The 23,388-nt window shown below is 68.8% G+C and carries 20 protein-coding genes; 8 read left to right on the top strand and 12 right to left on the bottom strand.

What is annotated here, in order from left to right; genetic code table 11:
- Positions 1 to 197: 197 nt before the first annotated feature.
- The 4 genes from ACIBG8_RS22920 to secA all read right to left on the bottom strand — a co-directional run bounded on the left by ACIBG8_RS22920 (position 198) and on the right by secA (position 5,009).
- Positions 198 to 1,037 (bottom strand): helix-turn-helix domain-containing protein, encoded by an 840-nt coding sequence (locus ACIBG8_RS22920; RefSeq protein ID WP_397344931.1) that lies wholly within the window; start codon positions 1,035 to 1,037, stop codon positions 198 to 200.
- A 17-nt stretch (positions 1,038 to 1,054) separates the two neighbouring features.
- A complete protein-coding gene (locus ACIBG8_RS22925) occupies positions 1,055 to 1,570 on the bottom strand; it encodes a DUF6879 family protein (protein ID WP_397344933.1) in 516 nt (171 codons plus the stop codon).
- A complete protein-coding gene (locus ACIBG8_RS22930) occupies positions 1,567 to 1,791 on the bottom strand; it encodes a hypothetical protein (protein ID WP_397344935.1) in 225 nt (74 codons plus the stop codon). Before ACIBG8_RS22930 ends, ACIBG8_RS22925 begins: the two co-directional genes overlap by 4 nt.
- Positions 1,792 to 2,216: 425 nt before the next feature.
- Entirely contained in the window at positions 2,217 to 5,009 is a 2,793-nt protein-coding gene (secA, locus tag ACIBG8_RS22935; RefSeq protein ID WP_397344936.1) for a preprotein translocase subunit SecA, read from the bottom strand.
- A 228-nt stretch (positions 5,010 to 5,237) separates the two neighbouring features.
- On the opposite strand from secA, the gene ACIBG8_RS22940 reads away from it, so the two are divergent.
- Entirely contained in the window at positions 5,238 to 5,480 is a 243-nt protein-coding gene (locus ACIBG8_RS22940) for an HGxxPAAW family protein (RefSeq protein ID WP_397344937.1), read from the top strand.
- 286 nt (positions 5,481 to 5,766) lie between these two features.
- A complete protein-coding gene (locus tag ACIBG8_RS22945; RefSeq protein WP_397344939.1) occupies positions 5,767 to 6,954 on the top strand; it encodes a winged helix-turn-helix domain-containing protein in 1,188 nt (395 codons plus the stop codon).
- A gap of 379 nt (positions 6,955 to 7,333) precedes the next feature.
- On the opposite strand, the gene ACIBG8_RS22950 is transcribed toward ACIBG8_RS22945, so the two are convergent.
- The 6 genes from ACIBG8_RS22950 to mtrA all read right to left on the bottom strand — a co-directional run bounded on the left by ACIBG8_RS22950 (position 7,334) and on the right by mtrA (position 14,241).
- Positions 7,334 to 8,020: a response regulator gene (locus ACIBG8_RS22950; protein ID WP_397344940.1), complete on the bottom strand. Its 687-nt coding sequence runs from the start codon at positions 8,018 to 8,020 to the stop codon at positions 7,334 to 7,336.
- Positions 8,021 to 8,162: 142 nt separating this feature from the next.
- Positions 8,163 to 8,807, bottom strand: a complete 645-nt coding sequence (gene hpf, locus ACIBG8_RS22955) for a ribosome hibernation-promoting factor, HPF/YfiA family (RefSeq protein ID WP_397344941.1) — start codon at positions 8,805 to 8,807, stop codon at positions 8,163 to 8,165.
- A 606-nt stretch (positions 8,808 to 9,413) separates the two neighbouring features.
- Positions 9,414 to 10,067, bottom strand: a complete 654-nt coding sequence (locus tag ACIBG8_RS22960) for a ComF family protein (protein WP_397344942.1) — start codon at positions 10,065 to 10,067, stop codon at positions 9,414 to 9,416.
- Positions 10,068 to 10,124: 57 nt separating this feature from the next.
- Positions 10,125 to 11,840 carry an LpqB family beta-propeller domain-containing protein gene (locus ACIBG8_RS22965; RefSeq protein ID WP_397344943.1) on the bottom strand — a complete coding sequence of 572 codons (1,716 nt, stop codon included), beginning with the start codon at positions 11,838 to 11,840 and terminating at the stop codon, positions 10,125 to 10,127.
- Positions 11,830 to 13,554: an MtrAB system histidine kinase MtrB gene (gene mtrB, locus ACIBG8_RS22970; protein ID WP_397344944.1), complete on the bottom strand. Its 1,725-nt coding sequence runs from the start codon at positions 13,552 to 13,554 to the stop codon at positions 11,830 to 11,832. The genes ACIBG8_RS22965 and mtrB overlap by 11 nt, the downstream gene beginning before the upstream one ends.
- A 9-nt stretch (positions 13,555 to 13,563) precedes the next feature.
- Positions 13,564 to 14,241 carry an MtrAB system response regulator MtrA gene (gene mtrA, locus ACIBG8_RS22975; protein WP_043620615.1) on the bottom strand — a complete coding sequence of 226 codons (678 nt, stop codon included), beginning with the start codon at positions 14,239 to 14,241 and terminating at the stop codon, positions 13,564 to 13,566.
- A 290-nt stretch (positions 14,242 to 14,531) separates the two neighbouring features.
- On the opposite strand from mtrA, the gene ACIBG8_RS22980 reads away from it, so the two are divergent.
- From ACIBG8_RS22980 to ACIBG8_RS23000, 5 genes are read left to right on the top strand one after another with little or no spacing between them, the layout of a single operon-like run.
- On the top strand, positions 14,532 to 15,764 hold the full coding sequence (locus ACIBG8_RS22980) for a glycerophosphoryl diester phosphodiesterase membrane domain-containing protein (protein ID WP_397344945.1): 1,233 nt from the start codon (positions 14,532 to 14,534) through the stop codon (positions 15,762 to 15,764).
- Entirely contained in the window at positions 15,761 to 16,378 is a 618-nt protein-coding gene (locus ACIBG8_RS22985; protein WP_397344946.1) for a DUF4129 domain-containing protein, read from the top strand. The genes ACIBG8_RS22980 and ACIBG8_RS22985 overlap by 4 nt, the downstream gene beginning before the upstream one ends.
- Complete coding sequence (locus tag ACIBG8_RS22990) at positions 16,375 to 17,466, top strand: DUF4350 domain-containing protein (protein ID WP_397344947.1); 1,092 nt, start codon at positions 16,375 to 16,377, stop codon at positions 17,464 to 17,466. The genes ACIBG8_RS22985 and ACIBG8_RS22990 overlap by 4 nt, the downstream gene beginning before the upstream one ends.
- A 2-nt stretch (positions 17,467 to 17,468) precedes the next feature.
- A complete protein-coding gene (locus ACIBG8_RS22995) occupies positions 17,469 to 18,449 on the top strand; it encodes an AAA family ATPase (RefSeq protein ID WP_397344948.1) in 981 nt (326 codons plus the stop codon).
- On the top strand, positions 18,449 to 19,822 hold the full coding sequence (locus ACIBG8_RS23000; protein ID WP_397344949.1) for a DUF58 domain-containing protein: 1,374 nt from the start codon (positions 18,449 to 18,451) through the stop codon (positions 19,820 to 19,822). The genes ACIBG8_RS22995 and ACIBG8_RS23000 overlap by 1 nt, the downstream gene beginning before the upstream one ends.
- On the opposite strand, the gene ACIBG8_RS23005 is transcribed toward ACIBG8_RS23000, so the two are convergent.
- The gene (locus ACIBG8_RS23005; protein ID WP_397344950.1) at positions 19,819 to 20,811 is read right to left on the bottom strand and encodes a stage II sporulation protein M; all 993 of its coding nucleotides are present in this window, start codon (positions 20,809 to 20,811) and stop codon (positions 19,819 to 19,821) included. The genes ACIBG8_RS23000 and ACIBG8_RS23005 overlap by 4 nt on opposite strands.
- An 18-nt stretch (positions 20,812 to 20,829) precedes the next feature.
- On the opposite strand from ACIBG8_RS23005, the gene ACIBG8_RS23010 reads away from it, so the two are divergent.
- Positions 20,830 to 21,744: an RDD family protein gene (locus ACIBG8_RS23010; protein ID WP_397344951.1), complete on the top strand. Its 915-nt coding sequence runs from the start codon at positions 20,830 to 20,832 to the stop codon at positions 21,742 to 21,744.
- On the opposite strand, the gene ACIBG8_RS23015 is transcribed toward ACIBG8_RS23010, so the two are convergent.
- Positions 21,741 to 23,090: an LVIVD repeat-containing protein gene (locus tag ACIBG8_RS23015; RefSeq protein WP_397344952.1), complete on the bottom strand. Its 1,350-nt coding sequence runs from the start codon at positions 23,088 to 23,090 to the stop codon at positions 21,741 to 21,743. The genes ACIBG8_RS23010 and ACIBG8_RS23015 overlap by 4 nt on opposite strands.
- Positions 23,091 to 23,388 lie beyond the last annotated feature (298 nt).

Here is a 23,388-nt window from a genome sequence, read left to right on the forward strand (position 1 = left end):
CTGGCCAGATCAGCAGCCTCCCGCGTCCACAAGACCGGCGGCGGGTCTGCCGGCACTGGACCTCGCTCGTCCAGTTCCTCAGCCGTAAGATCACCAACGCTCCAGACACCAGCGTCGGGAGGACTAGGTCTTAGCTGCCCGGAATACATGCCCCGACGGTAGGACCAGGATCGCTCCGGACTCCAGGGTGTTGCAGACTATTGCAGCAACTCATCTCTTGCTCGGATGATCAAACGTCGCGCGCCTTCCTCGAACTCGGCAGCACGCCGCATCTGCTCGAATACCGCGAGGTAAATCTGTATCTCTTCGGCGCGGATGATATCGAGAGCAGCAGTGAGCGTTTCCACCTTCACCAGCTGATCATCGAAGATCCAGAAAGCCGTTTGCGTATGCGCGCCCAGGCCCGCACCGGCAGGAATGATTCCGATCCAGACGTTCGGCAGGGACATCGCGGCGAGAACGTGGTCCAGTTGCTCCGCCATGATCTCAACCGACCCGACGCGTGTCCTTAACGCCTGCTCTGCCAGCAGAAACGTGAAGCGGTGCTTTCCGTCTTGGAGCACACGCTGGCGGGCCAGGCGGGCTTCCGTGGCTGCTTCACGATCGTCAGGAAGATCCAGAAGCTGGGCCCAATAGGCCATGCTCTCGAGGGAGTAACGTGCGGTTTGCAGCAGACCAGGGATGCTCCAGTGCTCATGAACGCGGAAGAGCAGGGTGCGCTCATACAAAGGCCCGATGTCCTCTTGGAGCCGCCGGAGGCCTGCACGCGCCTGCTTGCGCCATTCGCGATAGAGGGAGTCCGCCGCGCGCGCCTGAGTGATGAGCGAAGCGGCTTGATCTGCTACTCCGCACACCTCACACCAGGCTCGCAGCTCACCATCGGTGGGAACCTGGTTGCCGTGTTCTGCGCGGCTGACCTTCGTGAAATGGATGCCAATCGCAGCGGCCAACTCCCGCCCTGAAAGACCTGCGTCCAAGCGGATTTCCCGGAGACGGTTACCGAAGGCTCTCCGAGCCTGTTGCGCTGAGCTGGGCACTTGATGAACTTATCGGCTCAGTCGAGCTTGTACTGCTCGTGCGGGATGCCCAGCGGCCATACGGCATCGAACGCGGCCTTGCAGAGCCGTAGGTCGGCCGGTTCGGTGGATGTGACGAAGTCGATGATCTGGCCATTGCCCGCGTAGTTGTGGAACACCACCAAGCGGTCGTCGAAAAGCCAGAAGTCGTTGCCGGGAAAGGCGATGGAGGAAACGAGTCGCCGCGGAACCCAACGCACTTCTGAACCAGCGTCGATGTGGGGTTGCATGATGCTGTGGGACCACCGCTGATAGTCGCTCAGCGGCTCCCCGATCACGTGGGCGCGCCGAAACGACTTACCTGCTTGCGTCCCTTCCCGGACAAGGTCACACCAGTCCTGGAGCCACGCCAGGTCGTCAGGCTCCCCCGTGGCCCATTTGGCCATGTGCGGAAGTTCGATGGCGGTTCCATAGGAGTCTCGCATCTCCAGATGGATCGCGGTTCGCTCGAACTGGGTGAACAGCGCGTTGAATTCCTCGTAGTCGAGGCTCATTGGCCCTGCTCGTCGACGTCTTGCTCTCTGAAGAAGAACGGCACCATCCGGTCGGGCAGTTCTACGACCGTTTCGTGCGCCGGGATGTTCATCAGGCCAAGGACCTCGGGATCATCCACGATCCATCCCTGGACCAGCCAAGATCCACGATCGGTTTTGTAGAGGGTGGGCGAGCCTTGCGGCTGGGAATCGGGGTCTACCGCTATCCGTGTGATCTTCACAGCCACTCCTAGCGGTTGCAGGATGTTGCAGGCTTCTGCTTGATGGTGCGCTCGGATGGGGGTGTGGTCAACCCCTACGACAACGACCAACGAGAAGCCCAATCAGCTGCCTGTCTCTCAGAGAACCCAATGGCGGCGTGGGCTTGAACCGCGTCCCGTGCAAGCAGCCCATCGCCCATGGGCATCGGGGCTGTTGGGTGGGCTCCCGAGGGCCAGCCTGGGAGGTGGCTGGCGGGTGGGCGTAGTTGGGGGTCCGGGGGCTTGCCCCCGGCGGGGGGCTTGGGGGGCTCGGCCCCCCAATAAGGCCAGCCCGAAGCCCACTCGCGCGAAGCGCGCAACCAAGCGAAGGCCCATGCCCTCCCGTACAGCAAAAGGCCCCTGTATCCCGAAATAGGGGGATACAGGGGCCTCTGGCTGTGCCGTGGTTAGGCGTCCACGTGCTTGGGGTCGCCGTGGCAGCGCTTGTACTTCTTGCCCGACCCGCAAGGGCAAGGCGCATTACGCTCGACGTTGCCGTAAGCCGCACGCTCCGCCGACGTGGTCCGTACGCTCGTGTGCTCCACCTCGCCCGCCTCGCCGGGAGCGGTGTACTGCAGCTCAGCCGGACGCTCAGGCCCACGCAGCCCCCGCGCGATGATGTTGCGCGTCTCCGCCATCATCGCGTCCTCCTCCTCGACGATCGGGTTCGTCTGAACCTCGACCTCGATGTTGAAGAGGAAGCCCACCGAGTCTTCCTTGATGCCCTCGAGCATCGCGGAGAACATCTCGAAGCCCTCGCGCTGGTACTCGATCTGCGGGTCCTTCTGCGCGTAGGCCCGCATGCCGATGCCTTCGCGCAGGTAGTCCATCTCGTACAGGTGCTCGCGCCACTTGCGGTCGAGCACCGACAGGATGACCCGGCGCTCGAACTCGCGCATGGCCTCGGAGCCGAGCTCCTCCTCGCGCTTGTCGTAGGCGCGAAGGGCGTCTTCCGTCACCCGCGTGGTGATGAGCTCGGCGGTGAGCTCCTCGCGGCTGCCCGCCTCGCTGACGAGGCCGTCGACCGTGATGGCGATCGGGAAGAGCTCGCCGAAGGCCTTCCAGAGCTTGTCGAGGTCCCACTCCTCCGCGAAGCCCTCGGCGGTGGCGCCGGCGACGTAGCCGCTGATGACCTCGCCGACGAAGCCGCGCACCTGGTCGTGCAGGTCGGCGCCCTCGAGCACCTGGCGGCGCTCGCGGTAGATGACCTTGCGCTGCCGGTTCATGACCTCGTCGTACTTCAGAACGTCCTTGCGGATCTCGAAGTTCTGCTGTTCGACCTGGTGCTGGGCGGAGGCGACGGCCTTGGTGACGATGCCGGACTCGATCGGCTGGTCGTCGGGGATGTTCATGCGGAGCATGATCCCCTCGACGCGCGGCGAGTTGAACAGGCGCATCAGGTCGTCGCCGAGCGACAGGTAGAAGCGCGACTCGCCGGGGTCGCCCTGGCGGCCGGCGCGTCCGCGCAGCTGGTTGTCGATGCGGCGCGACTCGTGGCGCTCGGTGCCGAGGACGTAGAGACCGCCGAGCTCGACGACCTCCTCGTGCTCGGCCTTCGTCGCCTGGCGGGCCTTCTCCAGGGACTCGGGCCAGGCCTTCTCGTACTCTTCCGGCGTCTCGATCGGGTCGAGGCCGCGGTTGCGCAGCTCGATGTCGGCGCGGAACTCGGGGCTGCCGCCGAGCTGGATGTCGGTGCCTCGGCCGGCCATGTTGGTGGCGACCGTGACGGCGCCCTTACGGCCGGCCTCGGCGATGATCGCAGCTTCCCGCGAGTGGTTCTTGGCGTTGAGCACGTCGTGCGGGACGCCCCGGCGCTTCAGCGCCTTGGACAGCCGTTCCGACTTCTCCACCGACGTGGTGCCGACCAGGACGGGCTGGCCGTGCAGGTGGCGCTCCCTGATGTCCTCGACCACCGCGTCGAACTTGGCGTCCTCCGTACGGTAGATCAGGTCGGCCTGGTCCTTGCGGATCATCGGCCGGTTCGTCGGGATGGGCACGACGCCGATCTTGTACGTCTGGTGGAACTCGTTGGCCTCGGTGGTCGCCGTGCCGGTCATGCCGGACAGCTTCTCGTAGAGGCGGAAGTAGTTCTGGAGGGTGATCGTGGCGAGAGTCTGGTTCTCGTCCTTGATCTTCACACCCTCCTTGGCCTCGATGGCCTGGTGCATGCCCTCGTTGTAGCGGCGGCCGTGCAGGATGCGGCCGGTGAACTCGTCGACGATGAGGACCTCGCCGTCGGCGACGATGTAGTCCTTGTCCTTCTTGAACAGTTCCTTCGCCTTGAGGGCGTTGTTCAGGAAGCCGACGAGGTGGGTGTGCTCCGGCTTGTACAGGTTGTCGATGCCCAGCCAGTCTTCCACCTTGGCGACGCCCGCCTCGAGGATGCCGACCGTGCGCTTCTTCTCGTCGACGACGTAGTCGCCGGTCGACTCCTCGCCGGGGTTCTTCGCCTCGACGCCCTTGCGGAGGCGGGGAACCAGCTTGGCGAACTCGGCGTACCACTTGCCGGACTGCTCGCCGGGGCCGGAGATGATCAGCGGCGTGCGGGCCTCGTCGATGAGGATCGAGTCGACCTCGTCCACGATCGCGAAGTTGTGGCCGCGCTGCACACACTCTTCGAGCGACCAGGCCATGTTGTCGCGCAGGTAGTCGAAGCCGAACTCGTTGTTCGTGCCGTACGTGATGTCCGCCGCGTACTGCTTGCGCCGCTCGTCGGGGTTCTGCCCCGACAGGATCATCCCGACCTCGAGGCCGAGGAAGCGGTGCACGCGGCCCATGTTCTCCGCGCCGACCTGGACCAGGTAGTCGTTGACCGTGATGACGTGGACGCCCTTGCCGGCCAGCGCGTTGAGGTAGGTGGGCAGAGTACAGGTCAGGGTCTTGCCCTCACCCGTCTTCATCTCGGAGATGTTGCCCATGTGGAGGTTGGCCCCGCCCATGATCTGGACGTCGAAGGGCCGCTGCCCGAGGACGCGCCGGGCGGCCTCGCGGACCGTCGCGAACGCTTCGGGAAGGAGATCGTCGAGGGTCTCGCCGTCGGCGAGGCGCTGCTTGAACTCATCGGTCATCGCGCGCAGTTCGGCGTCGGTCAGACTCTTGAAGTCGTCCTCAATAGAGTTGACCTGGTCGGCGATCCGCTTGAGCTTGCGGAGGGTCTTACCCTCGCCGGCACGCAAGATCTTGTCGAGAATGGCTGCCACTTTATGTAAAGCTCCTCGCAGGTCTACCCCGGCGGCGCCGCCAGGAGGAGAGGCCGAGACATACTTCCCCGTTGCCATCGTAGGCGGTCCTGCTACCAGACACAGCCACTCGGCGAGCAGGCCGCTGGACCCTTCTGGGACAATGGGCTTTCGGCAGAGCGTATGCCGATGTACACCGATCTCGCACCATTGACAGGGCGAGGCGGGAAAAGAGTGGAGGGATTGGCCATGGCGGACGGGGCAAACCTGGGCAGCCACGGCGGACGTGCGTCATCGTGGCTCGCGGTCACCGTCATGCTGCTCGGCTTCATCGTGGGTGGCGTCGGTCTGACCGCCGCGAGCACGGCGATGATCTGGGTCGGCGTGGGAATCGTGGTGGTGGGCGGGATCCTCGCCCTGGTCTTCGACATCGTCTCCGACGTGGTCATCGACGCTCCTCGGGTTGGGATGACGACCGAGGAACACCGCTAAGCAGGCTTGTTTCACCCGATGGGCACCGGTGGTCTCCGCCGGTGCCCATCGTGCTCTTCACGTACGGCGGGCCGCCGCCGATTTCGCGCACGGCGATGTTCGCGCAGAGCGTCACCCGCACAGGGCGTCACTCGTACGGGGCGTCACTCGTACGGGGCGTCACTTGCGCAGGGCGGTTTTCGCGCAGGGCGTCTTTTGTGTACGGCGGTGCCGTACAGAATCGCGCCCGGCTTGGCCGTACGGTCGCCCTCCGGTTCTGTCGGTCGGCGTCGCTAGCATTCGCGGCATGGTGGAAACGGACCTCTCGGCAGCCGAGGCCCGCAGGGTCGTCCTGGGCGCGCAGGGCTTCATCGGGGCAGAGGCGCGCAAGGGCGGCGCGCACGCGATGCTGCGCAAGCTGGGCGCGGTCCAGCTCGACACGGTCTCCGTGCTGGCCAGGTCGCACGAGCTGGTCGCCTACGCCCGGCTCGGCGCCGTCGGCAGGCGCCACGTCGAGACCGCCTACTGGAACTCCCCGGCGCACAGCTTCGAATACTGGTGCCACGCCGCGTGCATCCTGCCGGTCGAGCACTGGTCGCTCTATTCCTTCCGTCGCCGCGCGTTCCGTGAGCGCAAGCAGCGCTGGCACGCCGTGCCCGACGGGGTGGAGAAGCTCCTCGACCAGGTCCGCGACAGCGGCCCCGTGACCACGGCCGACGTCGGCGGCGCGCGCAACGGCGGGCCCTGGTGGGACTGGTCGGCGTCCAAGATCGGCCTGGAATGGCTGCTGGACATCGGGGAGCTCGTCTGCGCCCGACGGGTGGGGTGGCGGCGCGTCTACGACCTGGCGGAACGCGCGATCCCTGCCGAGCATCTGGCTGAGGAGCTCACTGACGAGGAGTGCATCGTACGGCTGACGCGGATCGCCGGGCGGGCGCTCGGGGTGGCGACCCGGGGGGATCTGGTGGATTTCCTGCGGGTGACCAACCGGTACGCGGCGCTGGTGGACGCGGCGCTGGAGAGCGGGGCGGCGGGGCTGGTGCCCGTGCGGGTGGCCGGGTGGCCGGAGGTGCGTAAGAGCCCGCACAACGCTTGGGCGGATCCGGCCGCGTTGGAGACGCCGGTGAAGGGGCGGCATCGGACGACGCTGGTGTCACCCTTCGACTCGCTGATCTGGCATCGGGGGCGTACTGAGCGGGTGTTCGGGTTTTCTTACACGATGGAGCTCTATGTGCCCAAGGAGCGGCGGGTGCACGGGTATTTCACGATGCCGGTGCTGGCTGGGGGGCGGTTGATCGGGCGGGTGGACCCGGCTCGGGACGGGACGACGTTCGTGGCTCGGCAGATCGGGCTGGAGGAGGGGGTGACGGCTGCGGGGGCCGCTGAGGCTGTGCGGGATGCTTTGTGGTCGGCGGCTGCTTGGGTCGGCTGCGACTCCGTCCGCGTGGAGCGCGCGGACCCGACGCTGAAAACCCTCCTCGAAACGATCCCGTAGCCACGGCAGCGCACGTCTGCGGGGCCCCTTGATCGTGCACGCCTGCTGGCGGCGGTCGGCACACGCGCCCCGTATTGGGCTTCTGCGTGTGAAGGCAACCCCACGGCGCCGATGACTCCACTATCTCCCGCACCGACGCCTCCACCCGCACAACGCGTAGGTCGATCTGCGCGAGTGGGCTATCGCCGCTTGTGGGCGGGCCACGACCCGGCCCCACCTCACTGAAATGACGCCCAGGGACGACGGACGAGCAGTGCCTGCGATGGCCAGCCACAGCAGGACCGGGGGTGGGCGGGCGGAGGGCGGGTGGGTGCGGTTTGGGGGGTGGGCGGAAGGGGGGTGCTAGGGAGAAACCCTGGGGGAGGGTGGGAGGTCGGGGTTAGGTGATTTCCAGCATGCGTTCTCGGACCGCGTAAACCACAGCCTCCATCCGCGAATGCAACTGCAGCTTGTCCAGGATGTTCCGCACGTGGTTCTTCACCGTGTTCTCCGAGATGAACAGCTGCTTGGCGATCTCCCGGTTGTTCATCCCCTTCGCCACCAACCGCAGCACCTCCATCTCCCTCTCCGTCAACCGAGGCACAGGAAGCTGCGGCGGCCGTTCGGCCTCCTTGCGGGACATGTTGGCGAACTCGGTGATCAACTTCGCCGCCATGGCCGGGTTGATCAGCGACTGCCCCTCATGCACCCCCCGCACAGCGTCCGGCACCTCGTCGATCTGGACGTCCTTCAGCAGATACCCGGTGGCCCCCGCCTTGATCGCCTCGAAGAGGTCCTCCTCCTCGTCGCTCACCGTCAGCATGATGATCCGCGTGCTCGGCACCGAGGCCTTGATGCCTCTGGTGGCCTCGATGCCGCCCTGCCTGGGCATGCGCACGTCCATCAGCGCGACGTCCGGCATGAGGCGGTCGGCCATCTCGACCGCCTCCTGGCCATCGCTGGCCTCACCGACCACCTCGATGTCCACCTCCGCTGCCAGCGCCAACGCGAGGCTGCGCCGGATCAACTCGTGATCGTCGACGATCAGCACTCGGATGGGCTCACGGGCCTCGTCTGGCTCGGTCACGCGAACTCCTGACAGGTCGCGCAACCGAGACAGCTTCGCTCGCTCACGTCTCCTCCTCGTGGGGGGCCAGAGCCGTTGAACCGCCATGATGGCACGGGTTTCGCGGTCCAGGGTGGTCGAGAGGATCTTCAGATCCGGCGGACTAGGGCTCGACGAGCCGCAACACGCCGTAGTTGTAGCCGCGCCGGTTGTACACGACGCACGGCTGACCGCTCTCCTTGTCACGGAACAAGTAGAAGTCGTGGCCGACCAGCTCCATCTCGAGGAGAGCCTGGTCGATGGTCATGGGTTCCGCTTCGTGGAACTTTTCCCGCACGACGAGCGGGCCGTCGCCGTCCATCTCGATGGCGACGAGGTCGTCGTACTTCTTGTCGTCTGGAAGGATCTCGGGCTCTGCCGGTTCCGGCACGATCTGTGCTGCCGCCGGCGGAGGCGGAGTTTCGGAGAAGAACTCGGAAAGGGAAGGGGTTCCGTGGTTGCCATGGTGGATCTTGCGCCGGTCGGCGATGCGGCGCAGCCTGCCTTCGAGCTTGTCGAGGGCGATGTCGAGTGCGGCGAATCTGTCGTCGGCCGAGGCCTCCGCCCTGACGGCGGGACCGCGGGAGTGGATGGTCAGCTCGACGCGCTCGCGCTGATCGGCGAGGCGCGGGTTGCGTTCCTTCGACACCTCCACATCGACTCGGATGAGCTTGTTGTCCAGACGCTCGATCCTGGCCAGCTTGGTCGTCACGTGGTCTCGGAACCGGTCACTCACTCCTGTGTGCCGGCCCTTGACGATGATGTCCATGCAACAGCCCCCCTTCGTCTAACGACTGAGAAAGAGCACCGGTAGACGGGTGCGGTCTCGTGTCTGCCTTTCTGTCACAGGTACCCGCTTCCCAAACCCTGTCACCAGCAACTCCATAGGCACCCGCTCGGCCGACCTGGTCTTCGACCCCACATCCGCCTGCTGAGGGGTTCGCAGCTCTATTGCCACTACTGCCCTTCTCTCCTGACGGGGGACATCTGGACCCCCGGGAAGGCAGGACTTATCCCTAAACCGCACCGTGATCGGTCGACAAAGAGTCGCCTTACGTGGACCGTTTTGCCTGCGGCTGGCATCGGCTAGCAGAGCCGGGAGCCCCGGCCCTGCGCAACCACGGACCCGAACGGGTGCCATGTCAGAACGCTATCCGCATCCAGGGCGAATGTCAGCCTGAGGGTCGACCAAAGGATCACGTTCCGTGATTTTCCGAGGTGGGAGACCGTAGGCGAGATGTCCACATAAGCGGGTGCGAATCCCATATGCGTGCGCATCTTCGAAGGACTGAGCTGGGAGTGGGACACCAACATGTGGCGACGGAGTGAGAGAACAGAGTTGGATCTCCCTTTACCGACAGTAATCACAACGTTTTCAAGATCTTCGGCGTGTCGCGGCGATCGTGACGGCCAGCCGTACATCCACCCCTTCCACCCGAAGCGCCCTGGCCGCCTCGGCCAGGGTCGCGCCCGTCGTGACCACGTCGTCCACGATGACCACGGGCGGCGCTGAGCGGCCGCTCAGCGCCGCGACCGCCCCCTCCGCGCACCTGAGAGAGGACGCGAGGTTGGCGGCCCGCTGCGTGGCGCTCAGCCCCGCCTGATCGGCCACCCGCCGCGCCTGCACCAGCGCGGGCACCAGCGACGCGGGCCGCCCGAGCGCACGGAGATGCCGTACGGCCAGCGCCGCCAGCCTGCCCACCGGGTCGTGCCCGCGCGCCCGCAGCGTGCGGCGCGAGCTCGGCACCGGCACGATCAGTGGCGGAGCGTCGAGCAGGGCGAAGGCCAGCAGCTCGGACAGCGGCCCGGCCAGCACGGTCCTGCCGCGCTCCTTGTAGGCGACGATCGCCTCGCGGATCGTCCCCGCGTACTCGCAGGCCGACAGGCATTCGGGCAGACCCGCGGGCGCCGGGGAGGGCATGCGCCTGGCGACGGCGACAGCCGTACAGGAAAAGCAGACGGGAGCCCCGGCGGCGCCGCAGCCCGGACAGCGCTGCGGCAGGGCGAGATCGAGCAGGGCGGCGAGCACGAAAGCAGCCTGCCGAGCGGGACCGACAAAAACGGGACCGGCAAAAAGGCGAGAAGGTCAGCCGGACGGGAAGAGCGGCATCCCCTTGATGTCAGTGATCTTCTTGACCTGCTCCCAGTCCTTGCCGTCCTTCCACTCCAGGAGCGCGCCCTGGACGCTGTTCGGATCCTGGACGCCCGCCAGCAGCCGGTTCCCCGAGGCCGCGATGATCTTGGTGTTCTTGTCCGGCTGCGGAGTGACCGACTCCGTCGTCCCCTCGGCGAGGTCGATCTTCTTGACCGCGACCCCCGACTTCGGCAGGTCCACCAGGACGTACAGGTGGGTGGAGTCGCTCCAGGTGATGCTGCGGATGGTCTGGTCCGGCGTCACGGTCAGGACGGGCTGGAAGTTGCCGATCATCTGGCCGTTGTAGGCGCCGACGCTGACGTGCCCGCCGTTGGAGTCGAGGGTGACGGCCGCGACCCTGACACCGTCCCTGGCCGGCTTGAGCTGCTGCACGCCCGACTTGAGGCTGGGCGCGGCGATCGTGATGACGTGCTGCTGCTCCTTGGGCCGGTAGACGATCACCTCGGAGGTGCTCTTGTTCACCGTCCACAGGGTGCCGTCCCTGTTCCAGACGGGCGGGGTCAGGTCGGCACCCTTGATCCACTCTTCCCAGCGCGCGTCGACCGTGGTGCCCGCGACCCAGATCCCGCCCGACTTGCCCCTGGCGGCGACGAACGGCTGGTTCTGCGAGATCGCGTAGTCCTCGTAGAGGTCGGACTTCTGGCCCGCCGGGCCCTCCACCGGCTTGCCCGGGTCCTTGTCCTGCTCCGCGTAAAGGACGCCGCCGTCGACGTAGTAGGCCTGACCCGGCGTGTCCGGCGTGTAGGCGCCGGCGTCCTGGGGGTTGACCGTGAAGGATGGCTCACCGCCGACCGTCACCTCGATCGTCTTCCCCTTGGCGATGTCGTTCAGCGACCCGGCGAGCTGGGCGCGCAGCGCCCCCTCGTCCTGCGAGTCCACATGGAAGCCCGGAGCGAAGTCCATGACGATGCGCTCCTCGACCTCCTTGACGGAGTCGAGCCGCGCGCCCTGCGGGATGGCGCTGTGCACCGCCCCGGCCAGCGCGGCGCTCGGGCCCTTGATGAGCCGCTCGACGATGGTCCTGACCAGGTCGACCTTGGGGTCGATGCGCAGCCACACCGGGTCGGGGACGACCAGGTCGGCGGCTCTGGCCCGGTTGAGGTAGTAGAGGTTCGTCTGCCGGTAGGCCCGCTCCAGGTCCGCCTCCGACAGCACCAGCCCGTCGAACACCTCCGACACGCGGAAACTGTCGCCGGACTTCACCAGGCTCAGCCTCGTGTTGAACGGCTGCTGCTGCGTGGGGACGTACCTGCCGTCCTCGAACAGGTCGGCGACCTTCTTGCCGGAGATCTCGACGACCTTGACCGGCGAGTTGGGCGGGGTCTCGGACTCCTTGATGTTCACCTGGTCGAGCACCGTGATGGGCACGTTCGGCTTCCAGGTCTGCTGCTTCTCCTGCGTCAGGTACTTCTTGAGCACCTGCCACGACGGGTCGTCCACAGCGGCCATGGCGGCCTGGAGCCCCTGCACGACCTGGGTGGGCACCCAGCCCGGCTGCGGCGACGTGGCGATCATCCGGTGGTACGGCTTGCTGAGCGGCGCGGCGGGTCCCTTGGGCAGTTCCGTGGTCGGACCGCCACTGGAGATCACCGCGCAGCCGGAGCTCAGACCGGCCGCCAGGAGCACGACGAGCCATCTACTCCGCATGTGCCACCTCGTCCCCCGTGGCCGGCGAGAGCACCGGCGTGATGTGGCCGCGCCAGGTGCGTCGCATCTCGACCTCCGGCGGCACCAGCGGCAGCGGCGAGCCCTTGAGCTCGGACCCGGCCAGCCTGGGCAGCGAGAGCCTGAACTGCGAGCCGTCCCCCGGCGAGCCCCACGCCTGCAGCCAGCCGCCGTGGAGCATCGCGTCCTCGCGGGAGATGGCCAGGCCGAGCCCGGTGCCGCCGATGGTGCGCGCCCGCGACGGGTCCGCGCGCCAGAACCGGTCGAAGACCATCGTCTCCTCGCCGGGCTTCAACCCGACCCCGTGGTCGCGTACGGCTACCGCCACGGCGTCCCTGTCGGCGCCGACGGTCACCACGATGTCCCTGCCCTCGCCGTGCTCGATGGCGTTGAACAGCAGGTTGCGCAGGATGCGTTCGACCCGCCTGCTGTCGACCTCGGCCAGGCAGGGCTCGTTGGGCAGGCGCAGCTCGAACCGGGTGCCGTGCCGTTCGGCCAGCGCCTCGGAGTCGCCGACGGCGCGCAGCACGACGTCGCGGATGTCGGTGGAGTCGAGGTCGAGCGTGGCCGCTCCTGCGTCGTAGCGGCTGATCTCCAGCAGGTCGGCCAGCATCGACTCGAACCGCTCCAGCTGTGCCTGCATGAGCTCGGCCGACCGGGACGCCATCGGGTCGAAGTCCTCGCGCGCGTCGTAGAGCAGGTCGGCCGCCATGCGCACCGTGGTGAGCGGGGTGCGCAGCTCGTGCGAGACGTCGGAGACGAACTGCCGCTGGACGTGCGACAGCTCCTCCAGCTGGTGGATCTTGAGCGCGAGGTTGGCCGCCATCTCGTTGAAGGAGGTCGCCAGGCGGGCGAGGTCGTCCTCGCCGCGCACCTTGAGGCGCTCGTCGAGGCGGCCCGAGGCCAGCCGTTCCGCCGCCTGTCGGGCCAGCCGTACGGGCGTGACGACCTGGCGGGTGACCAGGAAGGCGATCGCGACGAGCAGCAGCACCAGGCCGGCGCCGACGACCACGAGGATGCCTCTGACCGAGTAGAGGGTCTCCTCCTCGGCGGTGAGCGGGAAGAAGTGGTAGATCTCCCTGATCGGCCCGTAGCTCTGCGCGAACACGCCGGTCACCAGCGTGAGCTGCGGCTTGGACTCGCCGGGGACGTTCAGCAGGGTGCGCCAGTGGCTGATGACGTTCAGCTGGTTGTGCTGGTGCTTGACCTCGAGGTCGCGCCTGAGCCCCTCCGGGATGTCGGCGGGGGTGATGCTGCCCGACGCCTGGCTCTGCCCCGGCTCGGTCGGGTTGAGGATCATGACCTCGTAGCTGCGGTCCCAGTCGCTCTGGTCGCTGCCGGTCACGGCCTCGATGGCGCGGTCGAGCGCCGGCCTGGCCGCGTCCTTGCCGCCTTCCGTCTTGGTGGTGCCGAGCGGCTCGTCCAGGATCGCCATGATCTGGACCTTGTCCGCCTTGGCGTCCTTGATGGCGGCAGCCGTACGGCCGCGCACCACGGTGTCGTTGATCTGCTGGAACAGGAAGACACCCAGGACGGCGACCACCGTCGCGGAGACGAGCAGCGTGCTGGTGATGACCTGGAGCTGCAGCGAGCGCCGCCAGGTGCGGCGGAGCTTGCCCGCCACCCGCCGCGCACGCCGACGGATTCCGCCAAGAATCTGGCGGAATGTCCTTCGACGGCGCGGTTTCGGGGGCATGGAGGTGATTTAGGCGGGTCCGGCCTTGTACCCGACACCACGGACCGTCACGACGATCTCGGGGTGCTCGGGGTCCTTCTCGATCTTGGCGCGCAGCCGCTGGACGTGCACGTTGACCAGGCGGGTGTCGGCGGCGTGCCGGTAACCCCAGACCTGCTCCAGCAGCACCTCGCGGGTGAAGACCTGGCGCGGCTTGCGGGCGAGCGCGACCAGCAGGTCGAACTCGAGCGGGGTGAGGTTGATGGTCTCCTCGCCACGCTTGACCGAGTGGCCGGCCACGTCGATGGTGATGTCGCCGATCTGCAGGATCTCGGGCGTCGGCTCGTCCGTACGGCGGAGCCGCGCGCGGACCCGGGCGACGAGCTCCTTCGGCTTGAACGGCTTGACGATGTAGTCGTCAGCACCCGACTCGAGACCGAGCACCACGTCGATGGTGTCGCTCTTGGCGGTGAGCATGACGATCGGAACCCCCGACTCAGCCCTGATCCTGCGTGCGACGTCGATGCCGTCGGCCCCCGGCAGCATCAGGTCGAGCAGGACCAGATCCGGGCGTGTATCCCGGAACGCGTCGAGGGCCTTGTCGCCGTCGGAGACAAAGGATGGTTCGAAGCCTTCTCCGCGCAACACGATGCCAAGCATCTCGGCGAGAGCAGCGTCGTCGTCGACGACCAGCACGCGACCTTTCATGGCCCCTCATTCGTTCTACGCATTGTGGGACATACCCGCACGATTACTGAAGGTTACCCTTGCCCTGGTCATGGATGGGACGTGACGTAACGTTCAGCACAGTAAAAGCTGAATTTTAGACTCGATGGGACGACCGCAATCTCAGTCTGCGGTAACGGGTCATGATTCGGCCATCCCCGAGGGAGATCCTTGACCTGAATCGTCCGGGAATGCCGTCAAGATGCCACGGGGAATCGCCATCGCCCGACCGCGAGACCCCAATGAGTCCCCCACCATGCCAGGATTGGGATATGTCAGACGGTCACGGTTCAGCGCCCGAGACGCCGCCCCCGGGCTGGGCGGCCGAGCAGCCTCCGCCCTATGGCGCTCCCCAGTGGGCCGCGCCGGGTTCGCAGCCGCAGATGCCTCCGCCTGGCCAGCAGCCCCCTCCCCCGCCGCCCGGCCAGTACCAGTACCAGCAGCCACCGCCGCCGCCGGGTTACGGCTACATGCCGCCGCCCCCGCCGCCGCTGCGCCCCGGCATCATCCCGCTGCGCCCGCTCGCGCTCGGCGACCTGCTCGACGGCGCGATCAAGCTGATCCGCTCCAACCCGAAGGCCGTGCTCGGCCTGTCCGCCGTCGCCGCGCTGCTCGCCGCCATCCCGGTGGCCATCGGGCAGGCGCTGCTGCTCGGCGACATGGGCAGCCTGCTGACCGACCCGACGACGCCCGTGCCCGACATGGAGAGCACCTACGGCATGATGATCGGCTCCTACGGGGCCACGTTCCTGTCGATGGCCATCAGCTTCGTGCTGGTGACGCTGCTGACCGGGGTCATCACCAGGATCCTGGGCCGCGCGGTGTTCGGCGGGAAGATCACCGCCGGTGAGGCGTGGAACCTGGTCAAGGGGCGCGTCGGTGCCCTCTTCGGCGTGGTGGCGCTGCTCGCGGCGATCATGCTCGCGCCGCTGGTCGTCATCATCCCGCTCTTCGTCGCGCTCACCACGGCGCTGGAGGGCGGCTCGGGGGCGGCGGGCGCCGGCGGGCTGCTGCTGCTCGTGGTGGTGCTCTACATTCCCTACGCGTTGTTCTTCAACACGCGCTTCTCCTTCGCCACCCCGGCCGTCGTGCTGGAGGGCAGGGGTCCGATCGACGCCATGAAGCGCTCCTGGAACCTGGTGACCGGCGACTTCTGGCGGGTCCTGGGCATCCTGCTGCTCACCGCGCTGCTGGCCGGGCTCGTCAGCAGCGTGCTCAGCGTGCCGTTCACGCTGATCGGCACGTTCGCCGGGATGCTCGGCGGCGGCTCGACCGCCTCGGCCGTCGTGTCCGCCATCATGATCGCCATCGGCACCACGCTCGGCGCGATGATCACCTACCCGCTGCAGGCGGGCGTCGCCGGGCTGCTCTACACCGACAGGCGCATGCGCAGCGAGGCGTTCGACCTCGTGCTCCAGACCGCCGCGATCGAGCAGCAGCGGCAGGGCTGGGTGCCGGCCACGGCCGACGAGCTCTGGCACCCGTCCAACGCCGCCCGACAGTGACCGTCACAGCGCCGATCGGCCGGGACGAGGCCCAGCGCCAGGCCGCCGAGGAGCTGGCCAAGCCCGGCTACCAGCACGAGTCGTTCGTCGACACCGCCTTCCGCCACGTCCAGCAGTTCCTCGGCGACCTGTTCGACTCGGCGGCGGGCGGTGGCTCGGCCGGCGGGGTCATCGCGGCCGTCGTGATCGTGCTGGTCCTCGCGGCGATCGTATTCGTGATCGTCTGGAGCCTCCGCAAGACCTCCAGGGGTACGGCGGGCAGGGGCGGAGAGCTGTTCGGCGCCCAGGCCATGACCGCGGCAGAGCACCGGGCGGCGGCTGAGGCGCTGGCCGCCGAGGGCCGCTGGGGCGAGGCCGTACAGGAACGCCTGCGGGCGATCGCCCGCGACCTGGAGGACCGCGCCCTGGTCGACGGGGCGCCGGGCCGTACGGCCGACGAACTCGCCACGGACGCGGCGCGTGCGCTGCCCGCCTTCGCCGGCGAGCTGGCCAGGGCCGCGCGCGACTTCGACGACGTCACCTACGGCGGCGTGCCCGGCACGCCGCAGGCGTACCAGGTCATGAGCGCGCTGGACGAGAAGCTGCGCCAGGCCAGGCCGGTGGCGCTGACATGAGCGTCTCCACCTCCCCCACCGCCCGCTCGGTGTGGCGCGGCGCCCGCGGCTCGGTGCTGATCGGGCTGCTGGTCGTGCTCGTCGGCGTCTTCGTCGCCCTGGTGACCGGCGGTGGCGGCCCTGCGCGGCACCTCGACCCGCACGACGCCAGCGTCGTCGGCGGCAAGGCGCTCGCCCAGTTGCTGCGCGCGCGTGGCGTCCAGGTGGACCGGGCGGACTCTGTCGGCAGGGCCGAGGAGCTGGGCCGCGAGAGCGGCCGCCTCCTCCTGGTGAGCACCACGAGGGGCTACAGCTCCGAGGACCAGGCCCGGCTGACCAAGATCCCCGGCGCTCGCCTGACCGTCGGCGCGAACCCCGATCTCGACCTCGGCGAGCCTTCCGTGCGCAACCGCTCCAGGGAGCCGAGGTGCGACCTGGAGGCCGCGCGGCTGGCCGGGAGCGCCTACATGGGCGGCTTCACCTTCAAGGGCGCCACGTGCTACGACGGCACGCTGGTCCGCCAGGGTGCGCTCACCGCCGTCGGCAGCGGCGAGTTCATGACCAACCTGCGCCTGGCCGAGGACGGCAACGCCGCGCTGGCGCTCAACCTGCTGGACGGCGTGCGCGCCGTCACCTGGCTGGTCGAAGCGCCGCCCAGCGGCGAGCTGGCCGGGCCTGAGGGCAAGACGCTCACCGAGCTGATGCCGCCGAGCATCCCCTGGGCCGTGCTGATGGCCGTGCTCGCCGTCCTCGTCACCGCGTTCTGGCGGGGCAGGCGGCTCGGTCCCGTGGTGACCGAGCAGCTGCCCGTGGTCGTCCGGGCCGCGGAGACGGTCGAGGGCAGGGGCAGGCTCTACCGGGCCAGGCGGGCGCGCGGCAGGGCGGCCGACGCGTTGCGCGCGGGTGCGCTCGACCGGATCGTCCCGAGGCTGGGGCTGGCCTCGGGGGCCGGGCGCGAGGCCGTGGTGTCGGCGATAGCCGTACGGACCGGTCATGACCCTCGCCAGATCGGCGACGCCCTGTACGGCGGGCCACCGGCCGACGACGCGGGGCTGGTGGCGCTGGCCGGATATTTGGACTTCTTGGAAAGGACGGTTGTGACCCAGTGAGCATGGATCCTGTGGAGACGACGCGCGTGGCCAATCGCGGCGACGCGGCCCGCGAGGCGCTCGGGACGTTGCGCGCCGAGGTGGCCAAGGCCGTGGTCGGCCAGGACGCCGTCGTGACCGGGCTGGTGATCGCGCTGCTGTGCCGTGGGCACGTGCTGCTCGAAGGCGTGCCTGGCGTGGCCAAGACGCTGATGGTGCGCACGCTGTCGGCGGCGCTCGCCCTCGACTTCAAGCGGGTGCAGTTCACGCCCGACCTGATGCCGGGCGACGTGACCGGCTCGCTGATCTACGACGCCAAGACGGCCGAGTTCGAGTTCCGCGAGGGGCCGGTCTTCACCAACCTGCTGCTCGCCGACGAGATCAACCGCACGCCGCCCAAGACGCAGGCGGCGCTCCTGGAGGCCATGGAGGAGCGCCAGGTCAGCGTGGAGGGCTCGGCGCGGCTCCTCCCCGACCCGTTCGTGGTGTGCGCGACGCAGAACCCGGTCGAGTACGAGGGCACCTACCAGCTTCCCGAGGCGCAGCTCGACCGGTTCCTGCTGAAGCTGACCGTGCCGCTGCCGCCGCGCGAGCACGAGATCACCGTGCTCGAACGGCACGCGCAGGGCTTCGACCCGCGCGACCTGTCGCAGGTCAAGCAGGTCGCCACCGCCGACGACCTGGCCGCGGGGCGCGAGGCCGTGGCCAAGGTGCACGTGGCCCCCGAGGTGCTCGGCTACATCGTCGACGTGGCCAGGGCGACCCGGCAGTCGCCCTCGCTGCAGCTCGGCGTCTCGCCCCGTGGCGCGACGGCACTGCTGGCCGCCGCCCGCGCGTGGGCGTGGTTGTCCGGGCGTCCCTACGTCACGCCCGACGACGTGAAGGCGCTGGCCAGGCCCGCGCTGCGGCACCGCATCCAGCTGCGGCCCGAGGCCGAGCTGGAGGGCGCCACCTCCGACGGCCTGCTCGACGGCATCCTGGCCTCGGTGCCGGTCCCGCGCTGATGGTGCTCACGGGGCGCGCCGCGCTGGTCGCGGCGATCGGGGTCGTGGTGGTGCTGCTGGCGCCGGCGCCCGGCTTCGCGCTGGCCGGGTTCTGCCTGCTGCTGGCCGCAGCGATCGTGGTGGACCTGGCCTTCGCCGGCGCGGTGCGCCCGCTGGCGTTCCACCGCTCTGGCGACACCCTCGTACGGCTGGGCCAGCGGGCGACGGTCGAGCTCCTGGTGGAGAACCCCGGTTCGCGCCGGGTGCGCGGCCTGCTGCGCGACGCCTGGCCGCCCTCTGCCGGCTCGTCGCCGCGATCGCTGCCCGTGGACGTTCCCTCGGGCGAGCGGCGCAAGCTCGTGGTCACGCTGCATCCGACCAGGCGGGGCGACCGGGCCAGCGTCGCGGTGACCGTACGGTCCATGGGGCCGCTCGGGCTGGCGGCGCGGCAGGGCAGGCACAGCGTGCCGTGGTCCGTACGGGTGCTGCCGCCGTTCCTGTCGCGCAAGCACCTGCCCTCGCGCCTGGCCAGGCTGCGCGAGCTCGACGGGCAGCATCCCGCGCTGGTGCGCGGTCAGGGCACCGAGTTCGACTCGCTGCGCGAGTACGTCGTGGGCGACGACGTGCGCTCCATCGACTGGCGGGCCACCGCGCGCCGCCACGACGTGGTGGTGCGCACCTGGCGGCCCGAGCGCGACCGGCGGGTGCTGATCGTGCTGGACACCGGGCGCACCTCGGCGGGCCGGGTCGGAGCGGCGCCCGTGCCGCTGGCCGGGGCGCAGCCGAGCGGCGGCTTCCTGTCGCCCACCAGCGCGCTGCCCGCGCCCGGCTGGCCGCGCCTGGACTGGTCGATGGACGCGGCGCTGCTGCTGGCCGCGCTGGCCGCGAAGGCGGGCGACCAGGTGGACTTCCTCGCCTACGACCGCGCCGTGCGCGCCTGGGTGGCCGGAGCCTCGCGCACGGAGCTGCTGTCGACGCTGGTCAACGTGATGGCGCCGATCGAGGCCTCGCTGGTCGAGGCGGACTCGGCCGGGATGGTGGCCGCCGTGCTGTCGCGGGCCAAGCGGCGCTGCCTGGTGGTGCTGCTCACCGACCTGAACCCGGCGGCGCTGGACGAGGGGCTGATGCCGGTCCTGACACAGCTCTCGTCCCGCCACCTGCTGCTGGTCGCCGGGGTGTCCGACCCGCGCGTGGCGGCGATGGCCGCCACGGCGAACAGCACGCCGGAGGAGGTCTACGACGCCGCTGCCGCCGAGCACGCGGCGGGCGAGCGTCGCAGGATGACCGCGCGCCTGCGCAGGCACGGCGTCGAGGTCGTCGACGCGCCTCCAGAGGACATCGCGCCCGCGCTGGCCGACGCCTACCTCGCGCTGAAGGCGGCCGGCCGCCTCTAGACCGTGGGCGCGAGGTCCGGGGCGCGTTCGAGGTCGCCGGTCTCCTGCTGCTGCTCCGCCCTCCTGCCGAAGTAGATGACGTAGGTGAGGAAGGCGGCCCAGGCCACGAAACCGATGCCGACGCGCGCCCACGTCGGCAGGCCGGACGGGGTGACCAGCGCCTCGATCAGGCCGGACACGAACAGCACCACGACCAGACCGAGCGCCACGCTGATCACCGCCCTGCCCTGCTCGGCCAGCGCGTCCAGCCGCCTGCGCGGGCCCGGGTCGATGACCGTCCAGCCCAGGCGCATGCCGACGGCCGCCGCCAGGAAGACGGCGGTGAGCTCCAGCAGGCCGTGCGGGGTGATCAGGCCGAAGAAGATGTCGAGCTTGCCGCGCGAGGCCATCAGCCCGCCGGACACGCCCACGTTGGCCGCGTTCTGGAACAGCACCCAAGGGATCGGGATGCCGAGGAAGATCGCGTAGATGATCACCTGCGCCGAGACCCAGGCGTTGTTGATCCACACGCGGCTGGCGAAGGAGGCTGCCGGGTTCTCCGAGTAGTAGTCGGCGAAGTCGTGGTCGACGAGCTGGGTGATGTCCTCCTGCGAGGCGATCGCCGCCTGCACGTCCGGGTTCCCGGCCACCCACGCCCCGATCACCCAGGCCACCGCCAGACACGCCAGCGTCGCGCCCAGCCACCACCAGCGCGCCCGGTAGGCGACCACGGGGAAGGAGACGGTGAAGAACCTGACGAACTCCCGCCAGGCGGGCGCGTGCGCGCCCGTCACCGCCGACCGCGCCCTGGCGACCAGCGCGGACAGCCGCCCGACCAGCAACAGGTCGGTGGAGGCAGAGCGCACGATGGACAGATGCGTGGAGACCCGCTGGTAGAGGTCCACGAGCTCGTCGACCTCCGCCCCGGTCAGCGACGAGCGGCGCTTGACGAGCTGCTCCAGCCTGTCCCAGGCAGGTCGGTGTACGGCGACGAACGCATCTATGTCCACCAGGCTAGGCTGCCACATATGTCGGAGGTCGTGACCGGGGATGCCGTCGTCGTCGAGGTCAGGGTGGCGCAGTTGCCCACCAGGGCGGTGGCGCTGTTCATCGACATGGTCCTGCAGGTCGTCGTGCTCGCCGGAACGCTCATCCTGCTCGGCCTGTTCGCCGTCTTCTCCGACCCCGCCATGTTCGCAGCCGTCGCGATCCTGCTGGTCGTGCTGGTCACCATCGGCTACCCGGTGCTGGTCGAGACGCTCACCCGCGGGCGCAGCCTGGGCAAGCTGGCCATGGGGCTGCGCGTGGTCAGCGACGACGGCAGCCCTGAGCGGTTCAGGCAGGCGATGTTCCGCGGTCTGGCCGGGTTCGTGGAGTTCTGGATGCTGTACGGAGCACCCGCGCTGATCAGCTCGCTGGTATCGCAGCAGGGCAAGCGGCTCGGCGACGTCTTCGCCGGGACCATCGTGATCTCCGAGCGCGGCCCGGCGGCCTCGACGACGCCTGCGGTGATGCCGCCGCAGCTCGCGCAGTGGGCTTCCACGCTGGAGCTGTCGCAGCTGAACTCCGAGGTGGCCGCGGCGGCGCGTCAGTACCTGCTGCGGTGGCACCAGCTCTCGCCCGCCATGCAGTACGAGATGGGAGTGCGGATCTCGACGCAGGTCGCGGCCGTCGTGTCACCCGCACCGCCGCACGGGGTGCCGCCGCACGCCTACCTGAGCGCGGTGCTGGCCGAGCGGCGGCGGCGGGACGAGGCACGGCTGGCCTCGCGCTCTTCCTACGCTCACCTTTCTCAGGGACCGTCCGTTCAGGCTTACGTGCCGCCCGTTCAAGCGCCTCCGCCCGGGTTCGGGGCTCCCTTGGCGGCTCCGCCGTACCCTCAGACGCCTGTGACGCCTGAGGGGCCGCGGACCACGCCGGGCGGGTTCGCCCCGCCGGTCTAGTAGGCGTACTGCGTCTGGGTGTTGAGCACCTTCAGCCTGACCTTGGCCGCCGGGTCGGTGCGGCTGTCGGAGATCTTCAGCACGTCCAGGCCCTTCTGGATGTCGCTGCTGTAGATGTAGCCGTTGTAGTAGTACGCCGACCACGAGCCGCCGAGGTCGCGCGGCTTGAGCGGGCCGCGGTCGAAGAAGCCGATCTCCTTGGCCTTCGTGGAGTCGGTGAAGTCCCAGATCGACACGCCGCCCTGGTACCAGGACTGGACCATGATGTCGCGCCCCTTGACCGGGATCAGCGAGCCGTTGTGCGCGACGCAGTTCTCCGCGTTCGTCTGGGCGCGCGGGATCTTGAAGTAGCCCTTCTGGACCAGCTCGCCCGCCTCGATGTCGTAGATCGCGTCGGCGCCGCGGTGCGGGCCGACGGTCTTGTTGCACGTGGCGGAGCCGCCGCCGCCGAGCTCGTCGGTGAAGACGACCTTGGTGCCCGCGTTGTTGAACGTCGCGGAGTGCCAGAAGGCGAAGTTGTCGTCGGTGACCCTGGCGGTGACCTTCGGGTGCTCGCGGTCGGAGATGTCCATGAGGATGCCGTCGCCCATGCAGGCGCCCGCCGCGAGGTTCTTCTTCGGGAAGACCGTGATGTCGTGGCAGCCGCTGGTGGGGGCGAGCAGGCCGTTCTGGGTCTCGTTGCCGCCCTCGGGGAAGAGCACGGGGGTGGAGACGACCTTGGCTGCCTTGGGCTTGTCCAGGGGGACCTTGACGATGGAGATCTTGTCGTGCGGGGGCTTGCACTCGGGGAAGATGTCACCCGGCATGTACGAGGACACGTACAGGTAGACCGACTTGCCGCGCTTGTCGGGCACCAGCGTGTGGGTGTGCGAGCCGCAGGCGGTCTCCACGGCCTTGATGTACTTCGGGCGGGACTTGTCGGTGATGTCGAAGATCCGGATGCCCTCCCAGGAGGACTTGTCCGTCGTGGATCCGGCGTCGCTCCTGCAGGAGTCGCTGGTGCGGGACTCGTCGACGGACAGGAAGAGCAGGTTGCCCTTCACCGACACGTCGTTCTGGGCGCCTGGGCAGGCGACGCGGCTGACCACGGTGGGCTTGGCCGGGTTCCTGATGTCGTAGATCGTCAGGCCCTCGTAGTTGCCCTGGTAGGCGTAGTCACCCTGGAAGGCGAGATCGGTGTCGTAGGCCTCGGTGTCGGCGAACGGCGCCTTCTTGGGGACGTTGGCGACGTGCTTGACGTTGGGGCTCGTCTGGACGCCGTCCGCGGCGCCGGCGGGGGTGGCGGGGGCCAGCAGGACGAGCGCCGCTCCAGCCAGCGCGAGCACGCGGCCGAGGGATGACGCCACAGGAACCTCCGTACAGGGGAATTTTGAGCGGATCCCACTATGTCAGGATCTCAACCCCAAACGCGCCGCCATCACCACTCCGCATAACCCCTCCAGAGAGGAGACCCTCCCCTCCCTGCTCCTCTTTACGAGAGGAGAGGTGCTCTAAGGACCCCAGCCCCGCAGGGACCTCCAGAGGTAAGGCCCTAGCACAGTGATCCCGAGGGCGGGCGGGCTCCCCGGGGGCGGGGCTCGGGATAGGGGATCCCAAGGCCCGTGAAAAGACCTCAACCCCCTGAGGACCCGAATGCCGGGTTCT

The sequence above is a fragment of the Nonomuraea sp. NPDC050556 genome, assembly GCF_044457355.1.
Classification (GTDB): Bacteria; Actinomycetota; Actinomycetes; order Streptosporangiales; family Streptosporangiaceae; genus Nonomuraea.